The following is a 20,738-nucleotide window of genomic DNA, read 5'->3' as shown; positions in this document are numbered from 1 at the left end:
AGAATCAGGTGCAGCACCGTACGCCGACGGAAGGAACCACCATGTCCAACGACGCTCAACGTGACACCTCGGCCGAGCGGCCGGTCGGCGCAGCAGCCACCACTCCCCCCACCGCCGAGCCCGTGCGCATCGGCGTGCTCACCTCCGGAGGCGACGCCCAGGGCATGAATGCGGCAGTGCGCGCGGTCGTACGGACCGCCCTGCGCATGGGTGCCCAGCCGTATGCGGTGATGGAGGGCTGGGCGGGCGCCGTGGCCGGCGGCGACGGCGTGCGCAAGCTGGAATGGGACTCGGTCGGCTCCATCCTGCATCGCGGCGGCACCATCATCGGCACGGCCCGCTCCAAGGAGTTCCGGGAGCGCGAGGGCCAGTTGGCGGCCTGCCGCAACCTGCTGGACCACGGTATTGATCGTCTGGTCGTCATCGGGGGGGACGGCTCCCTGACGGGCACCAACGAGTTCCGCAAGAACTGGCCGGGCCTGGTGGCCGAGCTGGCCGAGCGCGGTGAGATCTCCGCCGAGACGGCTGCCGCCCACCCGGTCCTGATGACCACCGGGATCGTCGGCTCGATCGACAACGACCTGGTGGGTGCGGACATGACCATTGGCACAGACTCCGCCCTGCACCGCATCCTTGAGGCGATCGACGACATCTCCTCCACGGCCGCCTCCCACCAGCGCACCTTCATCGTGGAGGTCATGGGCCGTCACTGCGGCTACCTGGCCCTGATGGCCGCGGTGGCCGGGGGCTGCGACTATGTGCTCGTGCCCGAGCTCCCACCGGATGACGGCTGGGAGGAGGACATGTGCCGCAAGCTGTCCAAGGGCCGTGAGGCCGGGCGCCGTGAGTCCATGGTGATTGTGGCCGAGGGGGCCACGGACCGTTCCGGCAACCCCATCACCGCCGACGACGTCAAGCGGGTGCTGGCAGAGCGGCTCGGCGAGGAGGCCCGGGTCACGATCCTCGGGCACGTGCAGCGCGGTGGCAAGCCGAGCGCGTACGACCGCTGGATGTCCACGCTGCTGGGCTGCACTGCGGCCCGGGAGGTGCTGCTTGCCACCCCGGAGAGCGAGCCGGTGATCATCGCCGAGCGCCGCAACCGCATCGCGCGCCTGCCCATGATGGAGCAGATCCGCGCCACCCGCGCGGTGAAGGACCTGGTGGCCTCCGGCGACTACCGCGGCGCGGTGGCCGCTCGCGGGGCGAGTTTCGAGCAGATGCTCGGCATCTTTGAGACCATGTCCACCCCGCCGGAGCTGGATCCTGCGGCTAAGGAGGCCCTGAGCGCGGGCGCGGACCGTTCTCGGCGTGTGGCGATTGTGCATGCCGGCGGACTGGCGCCGGGCATGAACACGGCTGCGCGGGCCGCGGTGCGCCTGGGCCTGGACCACGGCTTCACCATGCTCGGCGTGTACGGAGGCTTCCCGGGCCTGCTGGACGGGAACGTGCGCGAGCTGTCCTGGGACGACGTCGAGGGCTGGGTGGGCGACGGAGGCGCCGAGCTGGGCACCCGACGCGATGTCCCCACCATTGAGCAGCTGTACTCCCTGGGCCGGGCCATCGAGTCCCACCAGATCGACGCCATACTCATCATCGGCGGCTTCAACGCCTACCTGGCGGCACACGAGCTGGTGACCGAGCGCGACCGCTACCCCGCCTTCAAGATCCCCTTGATCTGTGTGCCCGCGTCGATCGACAACAACCTGCCCGGCTCCGAGCTGTCCATCGGCGCGGATACGGCACTTAACAGCGCGGTAGAGGCACTGGATGCGATCAAGCAGTCGGCGGCGGCGTCGCGCCGGTGCTTCGTCGCCGAGGCCATGGGCCGCAGGTGCGGTTACCTGACCCTGATGAGCGGCATTGCCACGGGCGCCGAGAGGGTGTACCTCAATGAGGAGGGGCTGACGCTGAAGAAGCTGGCCCAGGATTCTTCCCGCATGGTGGAGTCCTTCCGCTCGGGCCGCAAGCTGTACCTGGTCATACGTAATGAGCGGGCCAGTGAGAACTACACCCTGGACGTGCTGGCGAAGATCTTCTCCGAGGAGAGCGAGGGCTTGTATGACGTGCGCCAGGCTCAGATCGGACACCTGCAGCAGGGCGGGGACCCGACCGCCTTCGACCGCATCATGGCCACCAAGCTGGTGGCGCACGCACTGGACCTGCTGTCCGACCAGTTGGACGCCGGCACCTACCACTCCAGCTACGTGGGGCTCGTGGAGGGGAGGATCACCCACCACCGCCTGGAGCACATGGACGAGGAACTGGACCTGACGGCGCGACGCCCACTGCACCAGTGGTGGATGGGGCTGCGCGAGGCCATCGGCCTGGTCAACAAGGATCTCGGGATCATGTCCGCCGAGGATGCGCCCGACTTCGGCCAGACCGTCGCTCAGGCGGCCTCCGCCGGGGAGACTGACTGAGACGCCGACCGGTCTTCAAGCCGCGTTTGGTCGGCCAGCGGCGCGACGCGTGCCGGTAGGGTCGCGGGGGTGACCACGGATACCGCCGCGTCCCCGCCCGGCGCCCCCGCCCACGCCTGCGTGCGCCTGCTGGCGGCCGCACTCGTCTCCGGCGTGGCTGCGGGCCTGATAGGCATCGCCATGGCCGTCCTGCTGGAGGGCTTCGAGTGGCTCTTCTACGGGGTCGGCGAGGGCACACTCCCCCAGCGCGTGCAGGCAGCCGCCAGCTGGAGGCGGATCGCCGCACCGGCTATTGGCGGGCTGACCGCCGGCGCCCTGTGGTGGTGGGAGCGTGCCACCGGCGGCGTGGCGGGCGTGGAGGCGGCGGTCGGGGACGTCTCCGGCAGGACCGGCCGCCACATGGGCCTGCTGCGTCCCTTCGCCGACGGCGTGCTGCAGGTGCTCACGGTGGGCGCCGGCAACTCGGTGGGACGTGAGGGCGCGCCGCGGCTCATGGCCGGGGCCATAGCCGCCCGAGTCTCCTCCCGCCTCGGCCTGGATCCGCGCACTGCCCGCACCCTGGTGGCCGCAGCGGCCGGCGCGGGCTTGGCGGCCATGTACAACGCTCCCCTGGGCGGGGCCGCCTTCGCCGTCGAGATCACCATGCTTGCGGGTATGCGCCGTCAGGGAGTGTGGCTGGCCATTCCGGTGAGCCTGCTGGCCACGGTGGTCTCCTGGCTGCACTCGGGTGGACGGCCCACCTTTCAGGTGACCATGGGCGCACCCAACACCGCGACGCTGGTGGCGGTGTTGCCGGTCGCAGGGCTGGCAGCGCTGTTGGGTGTGGGTGCACGGTCGTTGTGGCGGCAGCTGAAGGATCACCGACTGCCGGACACCTGGGCGCTGCCGCTGGGCATCGGGGCTGCCGGGCTGCTTACGGGGGTGGCCTCCCTGTGGCTGCCGGTCCTGCCCGGCAACGGCCGCGACGCCCTGGAGGCGGCTCTGACCTCCCCCACCACCGCAGCCGCCCTTGCGTGCCTGCTCGGCGTCGTCGTGCTCAAGCCGCTGCTGACCGGGCTCACGTTGGGGGCGGGCGCGACCGGCGGCCTGCTGGCTCCGTCCTTCGCCCTGGGCGGCAGTGCGGGCGCGGCGGTGGCGGTCGCCGCGAACCTGGCCGACTGGCAGGTGAGCGTTCCGGTGCTGGCACTCGTCGGCGCCGGCGCCGTACTGTCAATCACGCAGCGAGCACCCGTGTTCGGCACGGTGTTCGTGTGGGAGCTCGCCCGCGGTCCGCTTTGGGTACTGGCCCTGATGGCGGTGGTCTCCGTATGCTGCTGGTGGCTGACGTCGCCTCTGGGCGTGGTTAGGCACATTCGCCCTCGACGCGGGAGAGGCCCAGCAAGTTCCTGAACCGAGAGTTCTCACCATGTCCGCTCGCCCGCAAGCCACCGTCCTCCTTCTGATCCTGCTCATTGCCGCTCCCATAGCGGCCATCTTCTTGGCGCTGAGCGGAGGCCCGTGGCGGTTGCTGCTCCTGGTGTTCTACCTGTGCGCACTGTGCTACTGGCGCCTGGCGGAGCAGCGGCCGTGGCGCGATCTCATGTACTCGGACGGGAGATCGCGAACGTGGACCCTGCTCGCAGTCGGTGCCGCCGCACCGGTCATTGGCGGGCTCCTCCTGGGCGCGCAGGAGGAGCCCGGTTGCATGAAAGCCGTCACCGCTGCCGCACCGGCCCAGCTATTGAGCGCTGTCGGCATGGCGGTGCTTGTCGGCTGCTGCCTGAATGCGATTCCCGAGGAGGTTGCCCTGCGCCGCGTCCTTCTGGACCCACTGCTCCGGCGCTGGGGCGCGCCGTTGGCCATATCCGCCACCGCCCTGGCGTTCGTGGCCTGGCACCTGCCCACCTGGCTGGATTCCGGGCTGACCGCATCGGCATACGCGGTCGAGGTTCCTGACAAGCTGGTCTTCGGTCTGGTGGCCGGCTGGTCGGTGGTACGGCTGCGGTCCTTGTTCTTCGCCCTCGGAATGCACATGGGCTCGAACGCGGTCGGAGTGTTCCTCGACGCGCTGGCTCCGCGGGAGCAGTCCTGGGCGGCGCCCGATGCGCCCACCGTGCTCATCACCTCCGCCCAGCTGGCCGCGGCCGCACTGCTCGTATGGTGGCTGAGTCGGACGCCGAACCCCGCCGACGATAACGCTCCGTAAACAGGTTCACTGTCCGGATTCTGGACAAACGCCGTCGGCGGACCCAAGGACCGGCCCGCAAACCACATAATTCCAACGATCGTGAAATCGAGAATCAGCGGGAATCACCCGTTCGTCCCGAATCCGGGTACTTCTCACAGCCGACGGCACAGGATGACAAGAGGCTTAGCGGTACGCCTTCAGGGCGGCATCGAGTGTCCAGACTTCCACGCGCTCGCGCGGAATCCCCGTCCGCTCACAGTATTGGTCCCGCTCAACGACCAGTGTGAGATCGCCTCCGCCCAAACCGGCCTTGCCCTGGGTCGCGAGCTGTACCCAGGTCTGCCCTGTGCTGCCACCGTTCAGGAACGCCCGGAGGAATTTCTCATCCCACTGGACCTCATCAAGTGCCCAGGGTGCCTTGCCATCGACGACGAACCCAAGGATCTTTTCCAACTGCACAGCGGCCTGCCTGCGCTGATCACCGTCTTTGACCTGACAGATGTGGTTACCGGTCTCGACGACGGCGGTGATGGGCAGGACGAACCTGTCACCCGCCTCAGTGCGCTGCTTCATGAGCGTTTTCACCTGGCGGCGATCGTCGGAGTCGGGCTTGGGCCATCCCGGAACCGGAACGAGGTGGTCGAGAACCGAGGAGTCGATGAACCAGATGGTCATGCGTCCACCCCTATGAGTCGCATGAACTCCGAGTAGTCAGCCTCAGGCGTCTCTTCGTCGGAAACTAGCTCGCCCTTGGAAACCACCCGGCCGAGCGTCCCGCCGGCCATGGCCGCGGCATATCCCGGGAGTTCCTGCATTCGCGAAATCCTGCCCGCATGACACACGACCACGCTGCCGAGAAGGTCCCCGGTCAGGCAGTCGAGCAGGGCGGGACTGTGGGTAGTCAAGAGAACCGAGACACCAACCTGGTTAGCCGCCTCCTTTACGATCTCGAGCAGACGTGCAGCATGGGAAGGATGGAGCCCATTCTCGATCTCCTCAATTGCAAGTACTACCCCAGGAATGGGGCCTTGGCCTTGCAGACCGATCGCGTCCGGTTCCCCGACCTCCAGCGATGTTGACGCGGTCATCAGCGCCGTCGCCACGGCGATGAACCGTAGGAGCCCGTCGCTCATGAGCCTGGCAGTCGTTTTCCGGCTACGTCCCTCATCAAGGGCAAGCATGATCAGGCCCTCGTCCGTACGCGAGAAGTCGAGCGCGTGCACATCACAGTCGGCAACCTTGCGAACGATGTCCTGAAGCCTGCCGAACCGCGCGGGATCCCTGCTCTGTAGATCCATGACCGCGGCTGCGAGGTTCTCACCGTTTCTACGCAGCCGAGACTCCCGTGGTGAAACATAGTCCCGCATGAGCTGGGGAACGGGATCAAGATGGAAAGTATTGGCGAGGACTGCGCTGACCGTCGCAGCGCGACCGATAAGATCCTGAGTCGTCTTGGTGTCGGCAATTAGTGCTGTCTTGAGTTGCCCAAGGACGCTGCGGTCGTCGCGCACCGTCACCATTGGATTCTTGCCTCGTTTACCGTTCGCGTATGCGACCTGAAGTCCTCCCGGCTGCTCATGCCGCACTTCGAACCACTGACGCTCCCGCGTTCCCCGCTCAATCAGGCTTTCTCGCCGAATCCGCAGAATCGGCTCGACCTCGACCTCGATCTTGTAGTCGAGCACACGGTCCTCGCCCATATCGATAAGGCATCCCAGCGCGAAGGAGTCCTCGCCGAATGGCGCACATCCGCGCGAGCCGCCTCGCACAGGACTGCGTTCCCGGCCTGCACCGTCAAGCGCCTGGGCGAGTGACTCGCCACCGGAGAGGCGTGCGAGAACCTCAATGGCGTCGAGAATGTTCGACTTGCCACTGGAGTTACGCCCAGTGACAATCGTCAGCCGGTCGAGTGCCATCACGGCGGACCGGTAGGACTTGAAACGATCGAGCTGCACCTGCGTCAGTCGTGCATGGGCCATGGCCTAAACCATAGTCGCATTTCGGGGTGTCACAGAGTGCGGCGCAGGATCGCCGAGTCCCAGCCCGCCAGGTGCGCGGGCATCCCTGTGCCGGAGGCGGCCGCCTTCCCCGCCGGCAGGGAGGCCATGAGCACCCGCTCGGCGCCGGCCCACTCCCCCAGGTCCAGCCCCTCGTCCGCCAGTCGACCGCGCAGGGCGGAACCGGGCCCGGTCTCCAGCCCGGCGCGTGTGCACGAGGCGATCAGCAGGATCTGCTCGCGTTCGCCGTCGGCCCCCACGTGCTCGCGCAGCAGCGTCCAGGATTCGGCGGCATCGGCGTCCAGCAGTCGGAAAGTGCCCAGGGCGACGGCATCATCGGAGTGCCGCAGGCCGATCAGCGCCCGGTAGTGCTCGAATACACTGTCGGGCACGCCCACTTGGGCGGCGGCGTTGATCTGCGTGTAGTTGGGGGTGACGTCGATCCACGGGGTGCCGGAGGTGAAGCCGGCGTTTGCGGTCGCGTCCCACTGCACCGGGGTGCGGGCGTTGTCACGGGAGTTGACGGACATCCCGCTCAGCAGAGCGCCCGGGTCATCGCCGACGCCCGTGCGCTCACGGAAGTAGTTGATGGACTCCAGGTCCCGGTAGGAGTCGATGCCATGGAAGACCGTGTTGGTCTGGCCGAGCTCCTCACCCTGGTAGACGTATGGCGTACCCCGGTGAAGATGAAGGATGGAGGCGATGGTCTTGGCACTCGTCTCCCTCCATGCGGGGTCGTCATCGCCGAACCGAGAGACGGCGCGGGGCTGGTCGTGGTTGTCCCAGTAGTTGGAGTTCCAGCCGCGCTCGCCGGTGACACGACCGTCGGCATCCACGTCGGGGGCGAGGGCCGCCTGCCAGTCGGCGAGGTTGCGCTTGAGAGCAACCCGGTCCAGCGGCTGCGGGTCGAACTTGCCGCCCGGCCCGTCGGTCAGGCCCACATGCTCGAACTGGAAGACCATGTCCACCTCGGCACGGGCGGGATCGGTGTAACGCAACGCCTCGGCGGCGGTTACGCCGGGAGTCTCGCCAACGGTGATGATGTGCCGGGCACGCGGGGCGAAGACCGCCTGGTGCATCTCTTGCAGGAACTCGTGCACGCGCGGCCCGTTGGCGACCAGTGCCGCGCCGTCGCCGTACAGGGCGCCGTCGGGGCGCGGGCCGTCGGCGAGCGGGTAGGTCTTGGAGATCAGGTTGATGACATCCATGCGGAAGCCGTCCACCCCGCGGTCCAGCCAGCGTCCCATCATGTCGTAGGCGGCGCGGCGCACCAGTGGGTTCTCCCAGTTCAGGTCGGGTTGCTTGGTGGAGAACAGGTGCAGGTAGAACTCGCCCGTGCCCTCATCCCACTGCCAGGCGGGGCCGGAGAAGAAGGAGCCCCAGTTCGTGGGCTCGGTGCCGGGTGCGCCTGGTGCCAAGCCGGGGACCGCGCGGGCGGGCCGCCAGATATACCAGTCCCGCTTGGGGCTGTCCTTCGCACTGCGGGAGTCGGCGAACCAGGGGTGCTCGTCGGAGGTGTGGTTGACCACCAGGTCCATCACCAGGCGCATGCCGCGCGCATGCAGGCCCGCGATCAGGGCGTCGAGGTCCGCCAGCGAGCCGAACATCGGGTCGATGTCCTCGTAGTCGGAGATGTCGTAGCCATTGTCGTCCTGCGGGGAGCGGTAGACGGGGCTGAGCCAGACGACGTCGACGCCGAGGGCGTCCAGGTGGTCCAGGCGGGCGGTGATGCCGGGGATGTCGCCGTAGCCATCGCCGTCGGAGTCCTGGAAGGAGCGCGGGTAGATCTGGTAGACGACGGCTCGGCGCCACCAGTCGGCGTCGTCTCCGACGTGGCGGGAGCTGACGATCAGCGGCGGGTAGCTCATGTGGAGGCCTTCCGGATGGGGAGTGTGCAGTAGCGGCTCATGCCCGGGGTGCGGTACGACGTCGTACCGCACCCCGGGCAGGGTGCCGGTGCAGCCGGGCTGACGGGTGGCGAGCGCCGGATCGGCACGTGACTGGTGCCTCACGGCGGGTTGCCGGCGCCGGTCGCGGCGGGTTGAGAAGATCCTATGCCCTACTTCTGGCTGCCGCGCATGACGCCGGAGATCACCCAGCGCTGAGCGATGACGTAGACCAGGAACATCGGGGCGATCGCCATCAGGTAGGAGGCGAAGGACACCGGGTAGTTGGTGTTGAACTGCCCCTGGAAGACATACTGGGCCAGCGGCAGCGTGGCCTTGGTCTGGTCGGTGAGGATGACCAGTGGGAGCAGGAAGTCGTTCCACGCCCACAGGCACGTCAGGATCCCGACGGTGGCGTTCATGGGTGACAGCAGCGGGAAGATGATCCGCCAGAAGATCGTCCAGCGGCTGGCGCCGTCCATGGCGGCCGCCTCCTCCAGCTCCTCCGGGATGGACTTGATGAAGGAGGTGTACATCAGGATGTTGAAGGCCAGGCCGTAGACCACGTACAGCAGGATCAGCCCGGCCTCGTTGTCCAGGTGCAGCAGGGCGGTCTCCTTGACCACCGGCAGCATGATGATCGGGAACGGCACGAACAGGGCCGCCACGAAGTAGTAGTACAGGCGCCGGAACCAGGGGCGGTGCATGTTGCGGCCCAGCGCGTAGGCCACCATGGAGTTGGACAGCAGTGTGAACACGGTGGCGCCGACGGTGATGATGGAGGAGGTCAGCACCCGCCGCGGGTAGGAGGTCATCTCCCAGGCGGTGGCGAAGTTGTCCAGGCTCCAGGACCGGGGCAGCGCCCAGCCGGATGTGGCCAGTTCCTCGGGCGTCTTGAAGGCGGTGACCACGGTGAAGTACAGGGGCACCAGCACCGTGAGACTGAGTACGACCGCGAGCAGAGTGGTCCACCAGTTCGTGCGCCCAAAGGTTCCCTTCGAGCCGCGACGGACCCGGTATACCTCCGGCTCGGCCTTGCCCAGGAGGCTGTCGGCGGAGCCGGCACTGTCATGATTGGCGGTTGTGGCGGTCATGCGAATCAGACCCTTTCCTGGCTCTGGGTGAAGCGGAGCTGGGCGAAGGACAGCGCCACCACGATGAGGAAGTAGATGACGCCGTTCGCCGTCTGGTAGGCGTACTCGCCGCCCTGGAAGCCGTTCTTGAAGATGAGGTAGGAGATGGACTGGGTGGCGGTGCCGGGGCCGCCGGAGGTCAGGGCGACGATCTGGTCGAAGACCCCCAGGAAGCCCTTGAAGGACAGCACCATGTTGATACCGAGGTAGGGGATGATCAGCGGCAGGGTCATGGACCACAGCCGTCGCACCGGGCCGGCACCGTCAAGGGCGGAGGCCTCATAGATCTCCTCTGGCACGGTCTGCAGGCCCGCCAGGTAGATGATCGTGTTGTAGGCGACCGACTGCCACACGCCGACGACGACGATGGCCAGCCAGGCCAGGTCCTCATTGGCCAGCAGGGAGGTGCTCAGCCACTCCCAGCCCAGCGCCTGCCCGATCTGGGGCAGGTTGTTGGTGAACAGGTAGCTGAAGATGTAGGAGACGACCAGCACCGGCAGGATGTAGGGCACGAAGAACACCCCGCGGAAGAAGGTGCGCGCCTTCATCTTGGAGTTGAGCACGAGCGCCAGCCCCAGGGCGATGATGTTGGTCAGGATCGAGGCGACGATCGCGTACTTGAAGGTGAACAGGTATGAGCCCCAGATGATGTCATCGGAGAATAGGTTCTTGTAGTTGGTCAGGCCGACGAAGTGCCAGTCGCCGTATCCCTTGAAGTTCGTGAAGGTGTAGAAGACGCCCGTCAGCAGCGGGATCGTCAGCAGCACTGTGAAGACGAGGGCGGCGGGGACGAGCATCCAGATGAAGGCCGGATCGACCTTCTTGGCCTTGTTGTCCCGAATCTTGTGGGATACGGCCTGCGGGTCGCCGGCCCGCGGCGCGGTGGCGGTTTGTGTGGTCATGGTTATTCGGTCCTCCTGCCTCAGGCCGTCTCGTTGATACGGCGCACGACCTTGTTCCACTGGGCGTCCAGCGTGGAGATCAGCTGGTCCAGGTCGCCGTTGAACAGGTACTGCTGGATATAGGCGTTCAGGGTGATCGCCGGCGGGAAGTTGTGGTCGGAGTATGTGGCCACCCGTCCGGCGTCGAAGTACGGCTGGAGCCCCTCAAGGGCCGGGTCCTGCGCGGACAGCGTCGTCAGGGTCGGGTAGGCGACCTGCTCGTCGCAGTAGGCGGTCATGTTGGCCTCGTCCATCAGGTACTGGAAGAAGCGCAGGTTCTCCTCCAGGTGGGCCGGGTTCTCGCCCATGGTCAAGGCCACGTCGACGCCGGAGACGACCTTGGTGTCGGCGGGGTCGTCGGCTGGGGTGGCGAAGGTGCCCAGGTTGATGTCCGGGTTGTAGGAGCGGATGGCGGGGATGGCGTAGGTGCCGTGCCAGTACATGGCCGCCTTGCCCTGCGCGAAGCCCTGGTTGCCGTCGTTGTAGCCCAGGGCGGCCTTGTCGCCGTTGCCGTACTGGACCGCCTGGTACATCTTCTCGAACACCGGGCTGAGCTCGGCGAAGGAGGTGCCGGAGTCCAGGTCGCGGCGCTTTTCGTACCAGGCGGCGACGCCGTCGGTGAGGAAGGAGCCGGACAGGGAGGAGAAGGCGGGGGCGCCGGTCCAGTTGTCCTTAATGGCCCAGTAGAAGGGATCGATCCCCTGGGCGGTGAGCTCGTCGCAGATCTCAATCAACTCGGCCCAGGTGGTCGGCGGCTCGAGGCCGGCGTCGTCGAAGACGTCCTTATTGTAGATGATGCCCGAGCCGTTGTCGGCGAAGGCGACGCCGTTGGTCTGGCCCTCACCACCGGTGCCGAGCGTGTCCAGGATGGAGGCGATGGACGGGTTCACGCCGTCGAGCAGGTCGGTGCGGTTGAAGTCGTAGAAGATGCCCGTGTCGGCCAGGGCGCCGTAGTTGTAGTCGCCGTTGATGGTGATCAGGTCCGGGGTGTCGCCCTTGACCAGGCGGGCGCGCAACGAGGTGATGTTGTCGGCCTGGAAGTTCTGGGTGACGACGATGTCCGGGTTGGCGGCGTTGAAGTCGGCGCAGATCTGGTCGAACAGGGCGATGGCCTCGCTCTTGAACTGGAACAGCTCCAAGTGAACCTTGCCGTCTGAGGAGGAGCAGCCGGCGAGCGTGCCGCCCGTGGCCGCGAGCGCCGCCGCCGTCGCCGTGCCGGCGAGGAAGGAGCGCCTGCTCAGTGCTCTCATGGGTACCTCCGTGCATCCTTGCTGAGGTTGGGTGGGACTGCCGCCGGACGGCGGCAACACAGATTATTCTGCGTCAGAAGAAACCTGTGCGCAAGCCCATCGGACAAGAGCCCTGACTGCGAGTCGGGCATGATTGGGCCATGGCCGACTCAAACGCCCCGGCCGGGATCGAATCGCACAAAACGCCCTGGACCGCGCTCAGCGACACCCAGCGCGAGATCGTGCTGGCCCTACTGCGCCACGGGAGGCTGCTTCGCCCCGACCTCATGCGCCTCGTCGGTATCTCCCCCGGCTCCGTCACCCGGCTGACGACACCGCTGGTGGAGGCGGGCCTGCTCACCGTGCACACCCAGCAGGTCGCCGACACCGGCCGGCCGCAGTCGCCGCTGGAGGTACGTGCGGACGCCGAGTCCGTGGTGGGGGTGGGACTGTCGACGAATCTGTTGACGGCGGTCCTGACAGATCTGCGCCTGGGGGTGCTCGCCACCGTGCGGCGTCCACTCCCGGGACACTCCCCCGCTGAGATCATCGGCGAGCTGGCCGCCGCCCTGGCCGAGCTGTCCGCCGCCGCACCCGACGCCCCGCCGCCGTCCTGCCTCGGGGTGAGCCTGGGCGGTACGGCGCGCGATGGGCGCACAGTGGACGAGGCCGTGTTCTACGGCTGGCACCGAGTACCCCTGGCCGAGTTCATCAATGCGCGCCTGGGCTTGCCGACCATTATCGGCAACGACCTGACCGCACTGACGCTGCGGGAGGCCTGGTTCGGAGTGGGACGGGAACACGGCCGCTTCAGCCTGCTCACGGTGGGTGCCGGCGTCGGCCATGGACTGGTAGTGGACGGCCAGGTCGTGACCAACGCCGACGCCGAGATGGGTCTGCTGGGCATGGTGCCAGTGCCCGACGGCGCCCGGCCGGCCAGCGCCGCAGCGGCGATGGACTGCCTGACCAATGAGGCGATCGAACGCACCTGGGTGCAGCGCGGCCACGACTGGCTGGCGGCGGCGGACGTCGTCGAGCTGGCGACCGCTGGTGACGGCGACGCCGTGTCTCTATGTGCTTCCTACGCGCGCAGGCTGGGGCGCTTGCTGGGCATGGCCGCGGCGTTCACCCTGCCCGAGGTCGTGGTGGTTGCGGGCGAGCGCGCCGCCATCGCCACGCTCTTCGAGGACGAGGTACAGCAGGGGATCGCCGCGGTACGCCGTGCCAGTGCGTCTCCGCTCGACGTGGTCGTGCGCGAGCACGACCGGGCCGAATGGGCCACCGGCGCCGCCACCCTGGCCCTGCGTGCCCGCGTCCTGGGCGAGTTATGACATTGTGCAGTGACATTCCACATCAGTCCTCACCCCACAACCGCCCTTGGGGCAGCCTCCCTTCCAAAGCCCATCAAGCACCATGGCGTCCGGGCGTCGGGCTCCGCCACCGTCGAGGCTCCCTCCAGAGCACATCAAGCACCATGGCCCGCCCGTTTCCCCAAGACACGCTGCACTCAGCCTCGAGCGAGTCAGCGTTGACGACGCAGCGACGCTCCTCCGCAAATCTCGTCATACGTAAGTGCCCGCCATCACACCCTGCGCCAGGATCGCATATGCAGCAGCAGGGTTCTCTCAGAAAGCGGCTAGGTCCGGTTGTGTGAGCGCTTGGGTGTCTGTGTGCGCGGCCGTCGAGCCCGCCAGTTGGACCCCTGCGCCCCCGTTGGACCCCTGCGCCCCCGTTGGACCGCCCTAGCCACCGTTTACAGCGGTCCATCGGGCCGTAAGCGGTCCAACGGGCCGTAAGCGGTCCAACGGGGCGGTACCAGACCCCGCCCGCCCCCTTCGGCTGCCGGCAACCAGGCCCCCAACACCGCGGGAACGGCCCCGCGCGCCTGGCTGCGCACAACACGACCTACTGCGATGGATTGCGGCGCATTCACCGTTGCCGGAGGGGTTCCCGGCGTGATCTGCGAGGGAGTATATTTGCACCGAGCCTATTCCCGGACTGCAATGCTCCCTGCAAGAAGAAGTGATCCTATGGACAACTCAATTCGTCACAAGCCGCATTTTGCACGGCACGTCCTGGCGACGGTTATCGTTGCCGCAGGTGTCTGCGGGATCTCCGCGGCCCTGGGACATGGAGACAACATCCCACTGATCCTCATCGCCGCGCCCATTGTGGGAGCCCTCGACGCAACGGCAATCAGGTTGAGGCACAACCAATAGGGCAAGTAGCAAGAGGCTCTCCGCCCTGGCCGACTCCCACACCCAGTCATCATCCCTCTAGACCCGCCAGGCAGCTCTAGAGCTCTTTCACGATTCACCTGTCGAGGCTCGCTGCCGGCCCGAGCGTCCCGCCCTCCTGCCAGGCGACCGGTAGCACCGTTTGCCGCGGGGCGCCGTCGCCGTCGTGCAGTTCATCCAGCAGAAAGGCGACGGCCGTAGCGGCCTTGTCCCGTATCGGCTGACACACGGTTGTCAGTGGCGGATCTACGTAGCGGGCCAGGTCCAGCCCGTCGAAGCCGACCACGGAGACCTCCTCAGGCACGCTCACCCCGGCGCGACGCAGCCCCATGATGACACCGAGTGCCAGTACGTCGCCGGAGGCGAACACGGCGGTCACGGCGGGCTCGCGCTCCAGTACCCGGCCCGCGACGGCCACGCCCTCGACGAAATCGACCTCGCTGAGCAGCACGTCACGCCGCTCGACGCCACCGCCGTGTGCGGCCAGCCCCGCGCGCAGGCCTCGCAGCCGTTCACGCACCACCCCGGGCACATCGACCGTCGGGCCCACGAACGCCACGCGCCTGTGCCCGGCGCGCCCGAGCCGCTCACCCACCATGCGGGCGCCGCCGACGTCGTCGACATTGACCCGAGAGATGCCATCCGCCTCACGGTAGGCGTCGACGAAAACCGCCGGGATACCGGAGCGCTCCAGGAACTCACCGGGAGGCATGCGGGTCGTGGCCATCACGATCGCCCCGGCAACATTCCATGAGCGCAGCTGGGCAACCGTGTCCTCCGCCTTGGAGGCGCCGCAGAGCATGAGTGCATAGCCCTCCGCCCGCGCCGCCTGCTCACATACCCCCACGAACAGCGACTCATACGGGGACTCCAGTGCCGGGCGCCCCGGCACGGCCTCGTAGACCAGGGCGAGGATGCGCGAGGAGGAGCCGGCCAGCGAGCGGGCGGCCGCGCTGGGCACGTACCCCAGCGCCGCAATGGCCTCCTGCACGCGGGCGATGGTCGGCTCCGACACCTTGCCCGCCCGCCCGTTGATGACGTTGGAGACCGTCATAGCGCTCACGCCCGCCCGCGCCGCAACATCCTTGAGCGTCGCCACAATGTCCCCCTCACGCGCGCCGCCATGCACCGACCCGCCAATCGAGCCTGCTCACAGGATTCTCGCACAGCCGGCCGGAACAGTCGGCGCCGTCGGCATCAGTAGATGCGCTACGCTTACGTTTATCGCAAAACCCAACGGCGGTAGAACGCCTGCTCTTACCGACTCCAGCCCCCGAAAGGCCATCCATGACCTCTCCCCTCTCCCCCGGCGCCGACCGGCCACGTCCAGCTCCCGCCCGCCCCGGTGCCGTCGTCGCCGGCACCGACTACCGCTTCACGGTGCTGACCTCCCGGCTCATCCGCATGGAGTACTCCCGCGAAGGCAACTTCGTGGACGCAGCCACCCAGCTGGTGGTCAGCCGCGACCTGGGCCCGGTTCCTGACTTCCAGGTGCGCCGCAGCGAGGACCGGGTCGAGATCATCACCGAGCACCTGCACCTGACGTACCTGCCCGCGCGTGGCTTCTCCCGCTCCGGCCTCAGCGTCGCCCTGCGCACCGCCGTCATCGGCGCGCACGGCGGAACCTGGCGCTACGGGGACCGCTGGGACCCGGATGAGGCCTATCGCACCAACCTGGGCGGCACCGTGCGCACGCTCGACACCGTTGACGGCGCCACCCCGGTGCAGCCCGGCCTGCTGTCAATCACCGGGCACTCGATCATTGACGACTCCGGCTCCCTGCTCATCCAGGAGGACGAGTGGGTGCGCCCGCGGCCACGATCCGGCAGCGACTGCGGGCAGTCCCCCGATCAGGACCTGTACTTCTTCGGCTACGGGCAGGACTACCGCTCGGCCCTGCGCGACTTCTTCGCACTGACCGGCCCCACCCCGTTGATTCCGCGCGCACTGCTGGGCAACTGGTGGAGCCGCTTCCACCGGTACTCCGAGAAGTCCTACCTGGAGCTGATGGACCGTTTCGCCGCGGAGCAACTGCCGTTCTCGGTGGCCGTGATCGATATGGACTGGCACCTGGTGGACATTGATCCCGCCATCGGCAACGGCTGGACCGGCTACACCTGGAACCGCGAGCTGTTCCCCGATCCGAAACGCTTCCTGGCGGCCCTGCACGAGCGCGGCATGCAGGTGACGCTCAACCTGCATCCGGCCGCGGGCATACGCCGCCATGAGGACGCCTACGAGCCCGTGGCCCGAGCGCTCGGCCTGGATCCCGCCACGGGAGCGGATATCCCCTTCAACATCGGAGACAAGGACTTCACCGCCGTATACCTGGAGCACGCCCACCACACCCTGGAGGCGCAGGGAGTCGACTTCTGGTGGCTGGACTGGCAGCAGGGAGGCGACACCGATATTCCGGGCCTGGACCCGCTGTGGATGCTCAACCACGTCCACTACCTCGACTCCGGACGCGAGCGCAGCGGTCCCGGCCAGACACCCTACAGGCGTCGTCCCATCACCTTCTCACGCTTCGCCGACGCCTCCAGCCACCGCACCCCGATCGGCTTCTCGGGAGACACGGTGACCTCCTGGGAGTCGCTGCGCTTCCAGCCGGAATTCACCGCCACCTCCGCCAACATCGGCTACTACTGGTGGTCCAACGACATCGGTGGCCACATGCTCGGCGTCAAGGACGATCAAATGACGGCCCGCTGGGTGCAACTGGGCTGCTTCTCCCCCATCAACCGCATGCACTCCACCATGTCGGTGTTCAACTCCAAGGAGCCGTGGCGTTACTCGCGCGACGCCCACGCCACCATGGATGCGTACCTGCGGCTGCGGCACCGGCTCGTGCCCTACCTGTATACGTGGGCGCGCCGTGCGCACGCCGAGGGCATCGGCCCGGTGCGTCCGCTCTACCACGATTACCCCTGGCGCACGGGGTCCTACGACAACCGCAATGAGTTCCTCTTCGGGGACCTGCTCGTCATGCCGATCACCCGCCCCGCCGACCCGGCCTCGCGCCTGGCTCAGGAGGAGGCCTGGCTGCCCCAGGGCACCTGGTTCGACCTGCCCACCGGGCGCCGCTACGACGCCGCTGCCGCCGACGGGCGCATGCTCACCTTCTCCCGTCCCCTGGAGCAGGTGCCCGTCCTGGCGCGCACCGGGTCCGTGATCGTCGGCGCCGAGGACCTTGGCGAGGCGGCCGGCGACAACCCACGCCATCTCTCCGTGGTCGTCGTGCCGGGAGCCGACGGCGAGTTCGTGCTCGAGGAGGACGATGGCTCCGCCGCGCCCGGGCCCGACGGCGTGGTGCGCACCCGCTTCACGCTCACCTGGGACGAGGCGGCCGGCTCGGCCCGCCTGGCAATCACCCAGGACGGTCCGGACGGCGTCGTACCGGAAGAACGGGAGATCACCGTGCACCTGCTGTCCGCCGGCGGCCAGGCCACGGCCCGCGTGAACGGCACCGACACCCCTGTCAAGGAACGCCCCGCCGACGGCTTCACCCTAGGCGGCGGCCTGGACGTCTCCCTGGGCACGGTGCGCCCGGCCGACGGCGTCGTGCTCGAGCTGTCGGGCGTGAGCACTAAGCCGCCGTCGCTGGCAGACGAGGTCTTCCGGATCCTTGAACCCGCCCAGATGTCCTACCCGGCCAAGGACCGGGCCTGGGGCGTGGTCTCCTCCGGGGCCACCGGCGGCGCACTCATCGGCGGCCTACGAGCAGCCGGCTTGTCCGAGCAGCTGTTGGCCGCCATTAGCGAGGTCGCCTGACCCCACACCCGCGGGAGCCGTTGCTCCGCCGAGGTCGGTCGCCATGCCGACCGGCCTCGGCGGATCAGGCGGGGCCCGGCGAGGCGGTCGAACCGTGGTCAATAAGGCGCGGCTCGACCAGCGTTACACCGGATACTGAATCATCGGTCAGGTAATGCAATAGCAGGTCCCCGGCCATACGCCCGAGCGCCGGCCGGTCCACCCCCACCTCGGTTACCAAGTCCCCGGCCGGGGTGCGGGCCGCGGTCAAGCCGACCGATACGAGGGACAGATCGTTTGGAAGAGACAGGCCGCGCGCCCACGCCGCCGCAATCACGCCTTCGAACGCACTGACGTTGTTGGAGACCACGGCTGTGCATCCCCCCGGCAGCCCGTCTGGTCCGAGTACATGCGCGCCGGCAATGACGTTGTCGGGACAAGAACGGAACACGGCCTCAACCCCATGCCTACGGGCGGCCTGACGTACAGCCTGGCTCTGAGCCGCATAGGCGTGAGACCTATCGGCATGCACGTCGCGCATGAGGAACAGGATGCGGCGGTGGCCGAGCTCCACCAGGTGGTGCACACCCAGATCCGCCATCCGCTCGAAGTCGGCGTCCACCCCCGGCGCGCCGTCGGCACGGTTCGACGTGCCAATCAGCACGGTCGGCACGCCCTCCCCCAGCAGATACTCCTCACGTTCGTCGTCAATGGCTACGTCCATGAGGACGGCGGCCTCCAGCGCCCGGGAGCGAACCAGGGCCTCCAGCGCGTCCATCGGTCCCGAACGCCGTCCCACGGGAACGAAAACCTGCATGCCCTGCGGCTCCACGCCCTGGCGCAGACCCTCGACATACTCCAGATCGTTGACATCAATGCCGGAGCGCTGCATGCGAAACAGCACCCCGACCGTGCGCACCGAGCGAGCCGCCAGCATGGAGGCATGCCGGTTGGGCCGATAACCCAACTCGTCGATGGCGCGCTGCACCCGCTCCCGCGTGGCCCGGGTGGTGGGTCGCTGTCCCGTCAGGACATAGGTGACGGTTGAAGGGGAGACTCCGGCCAGGCGTGCGACCTCGGCGCGGGTGGCCATGCGTTCTCCTTCCAGGGTCTGATGGGGCCGCCCGCCCTGCCTCAACTCATGCGGCTAGCCACACGGCGGCGTTCGCGGGAACTGTGATGGCGTCGAGGCGTCCGCCTGTCTGCCCGCTCCAAGACTGCACCAGCACCGTACCCGTCAACGGCAGTACGGCGTCCCCGTCCCCCATATTGATAGCAACAGTGATCTCACCGTTGCGGAAGGCAAGCACCTGCTCGGGCAGATCCTGCACCCATTCGACCTCGCCCCGCCCCAACTGCCATTCGCGCCTGGCGGCGATGGCGCGCCGGTACATGGACAGGGTGGAGTCGGGGTCGGACTCCTGTACGGCGGGGGCGTAGGCGCCCCAGCCATCTGGCTGCGGCAGCCAGGTCCGCCCGGTGGTGTTGAAGCCGCAGGCGGGTCCGCCGGCCGCCCAGGGCAGGGGGACGCGGCAGCCGTCGCGCCCGCGCGTGCGCTTGTCGGTGCGCAGCCAGGCCGGGTCCTGGCGGGCGGCGTCGTCCATGGTGGTGTGCTCGGGCAGGCCCAGCTCCTCCCCCTGGAACATGTACATGCTGCCGGGCAGACCGAGGGCGAACAGGGTGGCGGCGCGGGCCTTGCGCAGCCCCAGGACGGTGTCGGGCTGCAGATCCTCGGCGCCGATGCCGTCGTCCGGCTCGGCTCCCGGGGGGAAGCCGAAGCGGGTGGCGTGACGGACGACGTCGTGGTTGGACAGCACCCAGGTGGTGGGCGCGCCCACGGCGGCGTTGGCTGCCATTGAGGTGTCGATGACTCGGCGCAGGTCGGGGGCACGCCAGGGGGACTTGAGGTAGTCGAAGTTGAAGGCCTGGCTCATCTCGTCCTCGCGGACGTACTTGGCCATCTGCTCGGGCGGATCCACCCAGGCCTCGGCCACCAGCAGGATGTCGGGGCGGATGCCGCTGAGCACGCTGCGCCAGTCGCGATAGATGTCGTGCACGCCGGGCTGGTCGAACATGGGGCCGTTGTCGGCGGTCTTGGGCCGCTCATCGTCGACGGCGGTGCCGCGCCAGCGGTCCTCCCCCAGAGCGTCGTCGGGCAGGCCGGGAGCCTTGACCAGGCCGTGGGCGACGTCCACGCGGAAGCCGTCCACCCCGCGCCCAGCCCAGAAGCGCAGGAATTCGCGGAACATCTCGTGTACGTCGGGGTGGTCCCAGTTGAAGTCGGGCTGTTCGGCGGCGAACAGGTGCAAGTACCACCAGCCGCGGTCCTCCTCCCGACCGGTGAGCGGCTCGACCCGGGTCCATGCCGGGCCGCCGAACAGGCTGCCCCAGTTGTTGGGCGGTCCGTCCGGGCTGTGGCGGAAGATGTAGCGCTCGCGCTCCGGTGAGCCGGGTCCGGCCTGAAGCGCCGCGCGGAACCAGGCGTGCTGGTCGGAGGAGTGGTTGGGCACCAGGTCGATCACAACCCTGATGCCGACGGCTCGGGCGGCGGCCACCATTTCGTCGAAGTCCGCCAGCGTGCCGTACTCGGGGGCCACGTCGAAGTAGTCGGCGACGTCGTAGCCGGCGTCGACCTGCGGGGAGGGGTAGAAGGGCGAGAGCCAGATGGCGTCGACTCCCAGGGCGGCGAGGTGGTCCATGTGGGAGGTGATGCCGGGCAGGTCGCCGAGGCCGTCGCCGTCGGAGTCGGCGAAGGAGCGGGGGTAGATCTGGTAGATGACGGCGTCGCGCCACCAGGCGTCCTGGTCGTTGCGCACGGTCACAAGCGGAGCAAGCGAGGTCATGGGGTCCTCTGGTCCTGGAACGGGTCGGGGCCCGGAAACGGCGGCTCCCGGGCACGGGTGGATGGTACATAAGCTAGGACAGGGCAAAAAACAACTCGCACGGGGCGGGTGCGCAGGCGCCGCGCACCCGCCCCG

General features: G+C 68.0%; 14 protein-coding genes. 5 read left to right on the top strand and 9 right to left on the bottom strand.

What is annotated here, in order from left to right; all coding sequences use genetic code 11:
- Window positions 1-41: 41 nt before the first annotated feature.
- The 3 genes from E4J16_RS04980 to E4J16_RS04970 all read left to right on the top strand — a co-directional run bounded on the left by E4J16_RS04980 (window position 42) and on the right by E4J16_RS04970 (window position 4,605).
- Window positions 42-2,420 carry a 6-phosphofructokinase gene (locus E4J16_RS04980; protein WP_136192874.1) on the top strand — a complete coding sequence of 793 codons (2,379 nt, stop codon included), beginning with the start codon at window positions 42-44 and terminating at the stop codon, window positions 2,418-2,420.
- Between the two features lie 69 nt (window positions 2,421-2,489).
- On the top strand, window positions 2,490-3,809 hold the full coding sequence (locus tag E4J16_RS04975; protein WP_420809325.1) for a chloride channel protein: 1,320 nt from the start codon (window positions 2,490-2,492) through the stop codon (window positions 3,807-3,809).
- A 16-nt stretch (window positions 3,810-3,825) separates the two neighbouring features.
- Complete coding sequence (locus E4J16_RS04970) at window positions 3,826-4,605, top strand: CPBP family intramembrane glutamic endopeptidase (RefSeq protein ID WP_136192873.1); 780 nt, start codon at window positions 3,826-3,828, stop codon at window positions 4,603-4,605.
- Between the two features lie 165 nt (window positions 4,606-4,770).
- On the opposite strand, the gene E4J16_RS04965 is transcribed toward E4J16_RS04970, so the two are convergent.
- From E4J16_RS04965 to E4J16_RS04940, 6 genes are all read right to left on the bottom strand, one after another.
- Complete coding sequence (locus E4J16_RS04965) at window positions 4,771-5,262, bottom strand: hypothetical protein (RefSeq protein ID WP_136313420.1); 492 nt, start codon at window positions 5,260-5,262, stop codon at window positions 4,771-4,773.
- Window positions 5,259-6,566: an AAA family ATPase gene (locus E4J16_RS04960; RefSeq protein WP_136192871.1), complete on the bottom strand. Its 1,308-nt coding sequence runs from the start codon at window positions 6,564-6,566 to the stop codon at window positions 5,259-5,261. The genes E4J16_RS04965 and E4J16_RS04960 overlap by 4 nt, the downstream gene beginning before the upstream one ends.
- A gap of 29 nt (window positions 6,567-6,595) precedes the next feature.
- On the bottom strand, window positions 6,596-8,452 hold the full coding sequence (locus tag E4J16_RS04955; protein WP_136314593.1) for an alpha-glucosidase: 1,857 nt from the start codon (window positions 8,450-8,452) through the stop codon (window positions 6,596-6,598).
- A 191-nt stretch (window positions 8,453-8,643) separates the two neighbouring features.
- Window positions 8,644-9,564 (bottom strand): carbohydrate ABC transporter permease, encoded by a 921-nt coding sequence (locus tag E4J16_RS04950; protein WP_136192870.1) that lies wholly within the window; start codon window positions 9,562-9,564, stop codon window positions 8,644-8,646.
- A gap of 5 nt (window positions 9,565-9,569) precedes the next feature.
- On the bottom strand, window positions 9,570-10,505 hold the full coding sequence (locus tag E4J16_RS04945) for a carbohydrate ABC transporter permease (RefSeq protein WP_240038276.1): 936 nt from the start codon (window positions 10,503-10,505) through the stop codon (window positions 9,570-9,572).
- A 20-nt stretch (window positions 10,506-10,525) separates the two neighbouring features.
- The gene (locus E4J16_RS04940) at window positions 10,526-11,794 is read right to left on the bottom strand and encodes an ABC transporter substrate-binding protein (protein WP_136313419.1); all 1,269 of its coding nucleotides are present in this window, start codon (window positions 11,792-11,794) and stop codon (window positions 10,526-10,528) included.
- 140 nt (window positions 11,795-11,934) lie between these two features.
- On the opposite strand from E4J16_RS04940, the gene E4J16_RS04935 reads away from it, so the two are divergent.
- Window positions 11,935-13,104 carry an ROK family transcriptional regulator gene (locus E4J16_RS04935; RefSeq protein ID WP_136313418.1) on the top strand — a complete coding sequence of 390 codons (1,170 nt, stop codon included), beginning with the start codon at window positions 11,935-11,937 and terminating at the stop codon, window positions 13,102-13,104.
- A gap of 982 nt (window positions 13,105-14,086) precedes the next feature.
- On the opposite strand, the gene E4J16_RS04930 is transcribed toward E4J16_RS04935, so the two are convergent.
- Window positions 14,087-15,109, bottom strand: a complete 1,023-nt coding sequence (locus E4J16_RS04930; RefSeq protein WP_136313417.1) for a LacI family DNA-binding transcriptional regulator — start codon at window positions 15,107-15,109, stop codon at window positions 14,087-14,089.
- Between the two features lie 188 nt (window positions 15,110-15,297).
- Here E4J16_RS04930 and E4J16_RS04925 point away from each other — a divergent pair, with 188 nt between their 5' ends.
- Window positions 15,298-17,781 carry a glycoside hydrolase family 31 protein gene (locus E4J16_RS04925; protein ID WP_136192866.1) on the top strand — a complete coding sequence of 828 codons (2,484 nt, stop codon included), beginning with the start codon at window positions 15,298-15,300 and terminating at the stop codon, window positions 17,779-17,781.
- Window positions 17,782-17,845: 64 nt separating this feature from the next.
- Here E4J16_RS04925 and E4J16_RS04920 read toward each other — a convergent pair whose 3' ends face one another.
- Together E4J16_RS04920 and E4J16_RS04915 are read right to left on the bottom strand one after the other, a co-directional pair.
- A complete protein-coding gene (locus E4J16_RS04920) occupies window positions 17,846-18,853 on the bottom strand; it encodes a LacI family DNA-binding transcriptional regulator (protein ID WP_136192865.1) in 1,008 nt (335 codons plus the stop codon).
- 46 nt (window positions 18,854-18,899) lie between these two features.
- Window positions 18,900-20,603 carry a glycoside hydrolase family 13 protein gene (locus E4J16_RS04915; protein ID WP_136192864.1) on the bottom strand — a complete coding sequence of 568 codons (1,704 nt, stop codon included), beginning with the start codon at window positions 20,601-20,603 and terminating at the stop codon, window positions 18,900-18,902.
- Window positions 20,604-20,738: the final 135 nt, after the last annotated feature.

It is taken from the genome of Actinomyces procaprae (assembly GCF_004798665.1).
GTDB classification, from domain to species: Bacteria; Actinomycetota; Actinomycetes; order Actinomycetales; family Actinomycetaceae; genus Actinomyces; species Actinomyces procaprae.
This window is presented reverse-complemented; position numbering and strand designations above follow the sequence as displayed.

Coding starts and splice junctions, on each gene's coding strand:
- E4J16_RS04980 (WP_136192874.1), top strand. CDS start 42: ATGTCCAACGACGCTCAACGTGACACCTCGGCCGAGCGGCCGGTCGGC.
- E4J16_RS04970 (WP_136192873.1), top strand. CDS start 3,826: ATGTCCGCTCGCCCGCAAGCCACCGTCCTCCTTCTGATCCTGCTCATT.
- E4J16_RS04965 (WP_136313420.1), bottom strand. CDS start 5,262: ATGACCATCTGGTTCATCGACTCCTCGGTTCTCGACCACCTCGTTCCG.
- E4J16_RS04960 (WP_136192871.1), bottom strand. CDS start 6,566: ATGGCCCATGCACGACTGACGCAGGTGCAGCTCGATCGTTTCAAGTCC.
- E4J16_RS04955 (WP_136314593.1), bottom strand. CDS start 8,452: ATGAGCTACCCGCCGCTGATCGTCAGCTCCCGCCACGTCGGAGACGAC.
- E4J16_RS04950 (WP_136192870.1), bottom strand. CDS start 9,564: ATGACCGCCACAACCGCCAATCATGACAGTGCCGGCTCCGCCGACAGC.
- E4J16_RS04945 (WP_240038276.1), bottom strand. CDS start 10,505: ATGACCACACAAACCGCCACCGCGCCGCGGGCCGGCGACCCGCAGGCC.
- E4J16_RS04940 (WP_136313419.1), bottom strand. CDS start 11,794: ATGAGAGCACTGAGCAGGCGCTCCTTCCTCGCCGGCACGGCGACGGCG.
- E4J16_RS04935 (WP_136313418.1), top strand. CDS start 11,935: ATGGCCGACTCAAACGCCCCGGCCGGGATCGAATCGCACAAAACGCCC.
- E4J16_RS04925 (WP_136192866.1), top strand. CDS start 15,298: ATGACCTCTCCCCTCTCCCCCGGCGCCGACCGGCCACGTCCAGCTCCC.
- E4J16_RS04920 (WP_136192865.1), bottom strand. CDS start 18,853: ATGGCCACCCGCGCCGAGGTCGCACGCCTGGCCGGAGTCTCCCCTTCA.
- E4J16_RS04915 (WP_136192864.1), bottom strand. CDS start 20,603: ATGACCTCGCTTGCTCCGCTTGTGACCGTGCGCAACGACCAGGACGCC.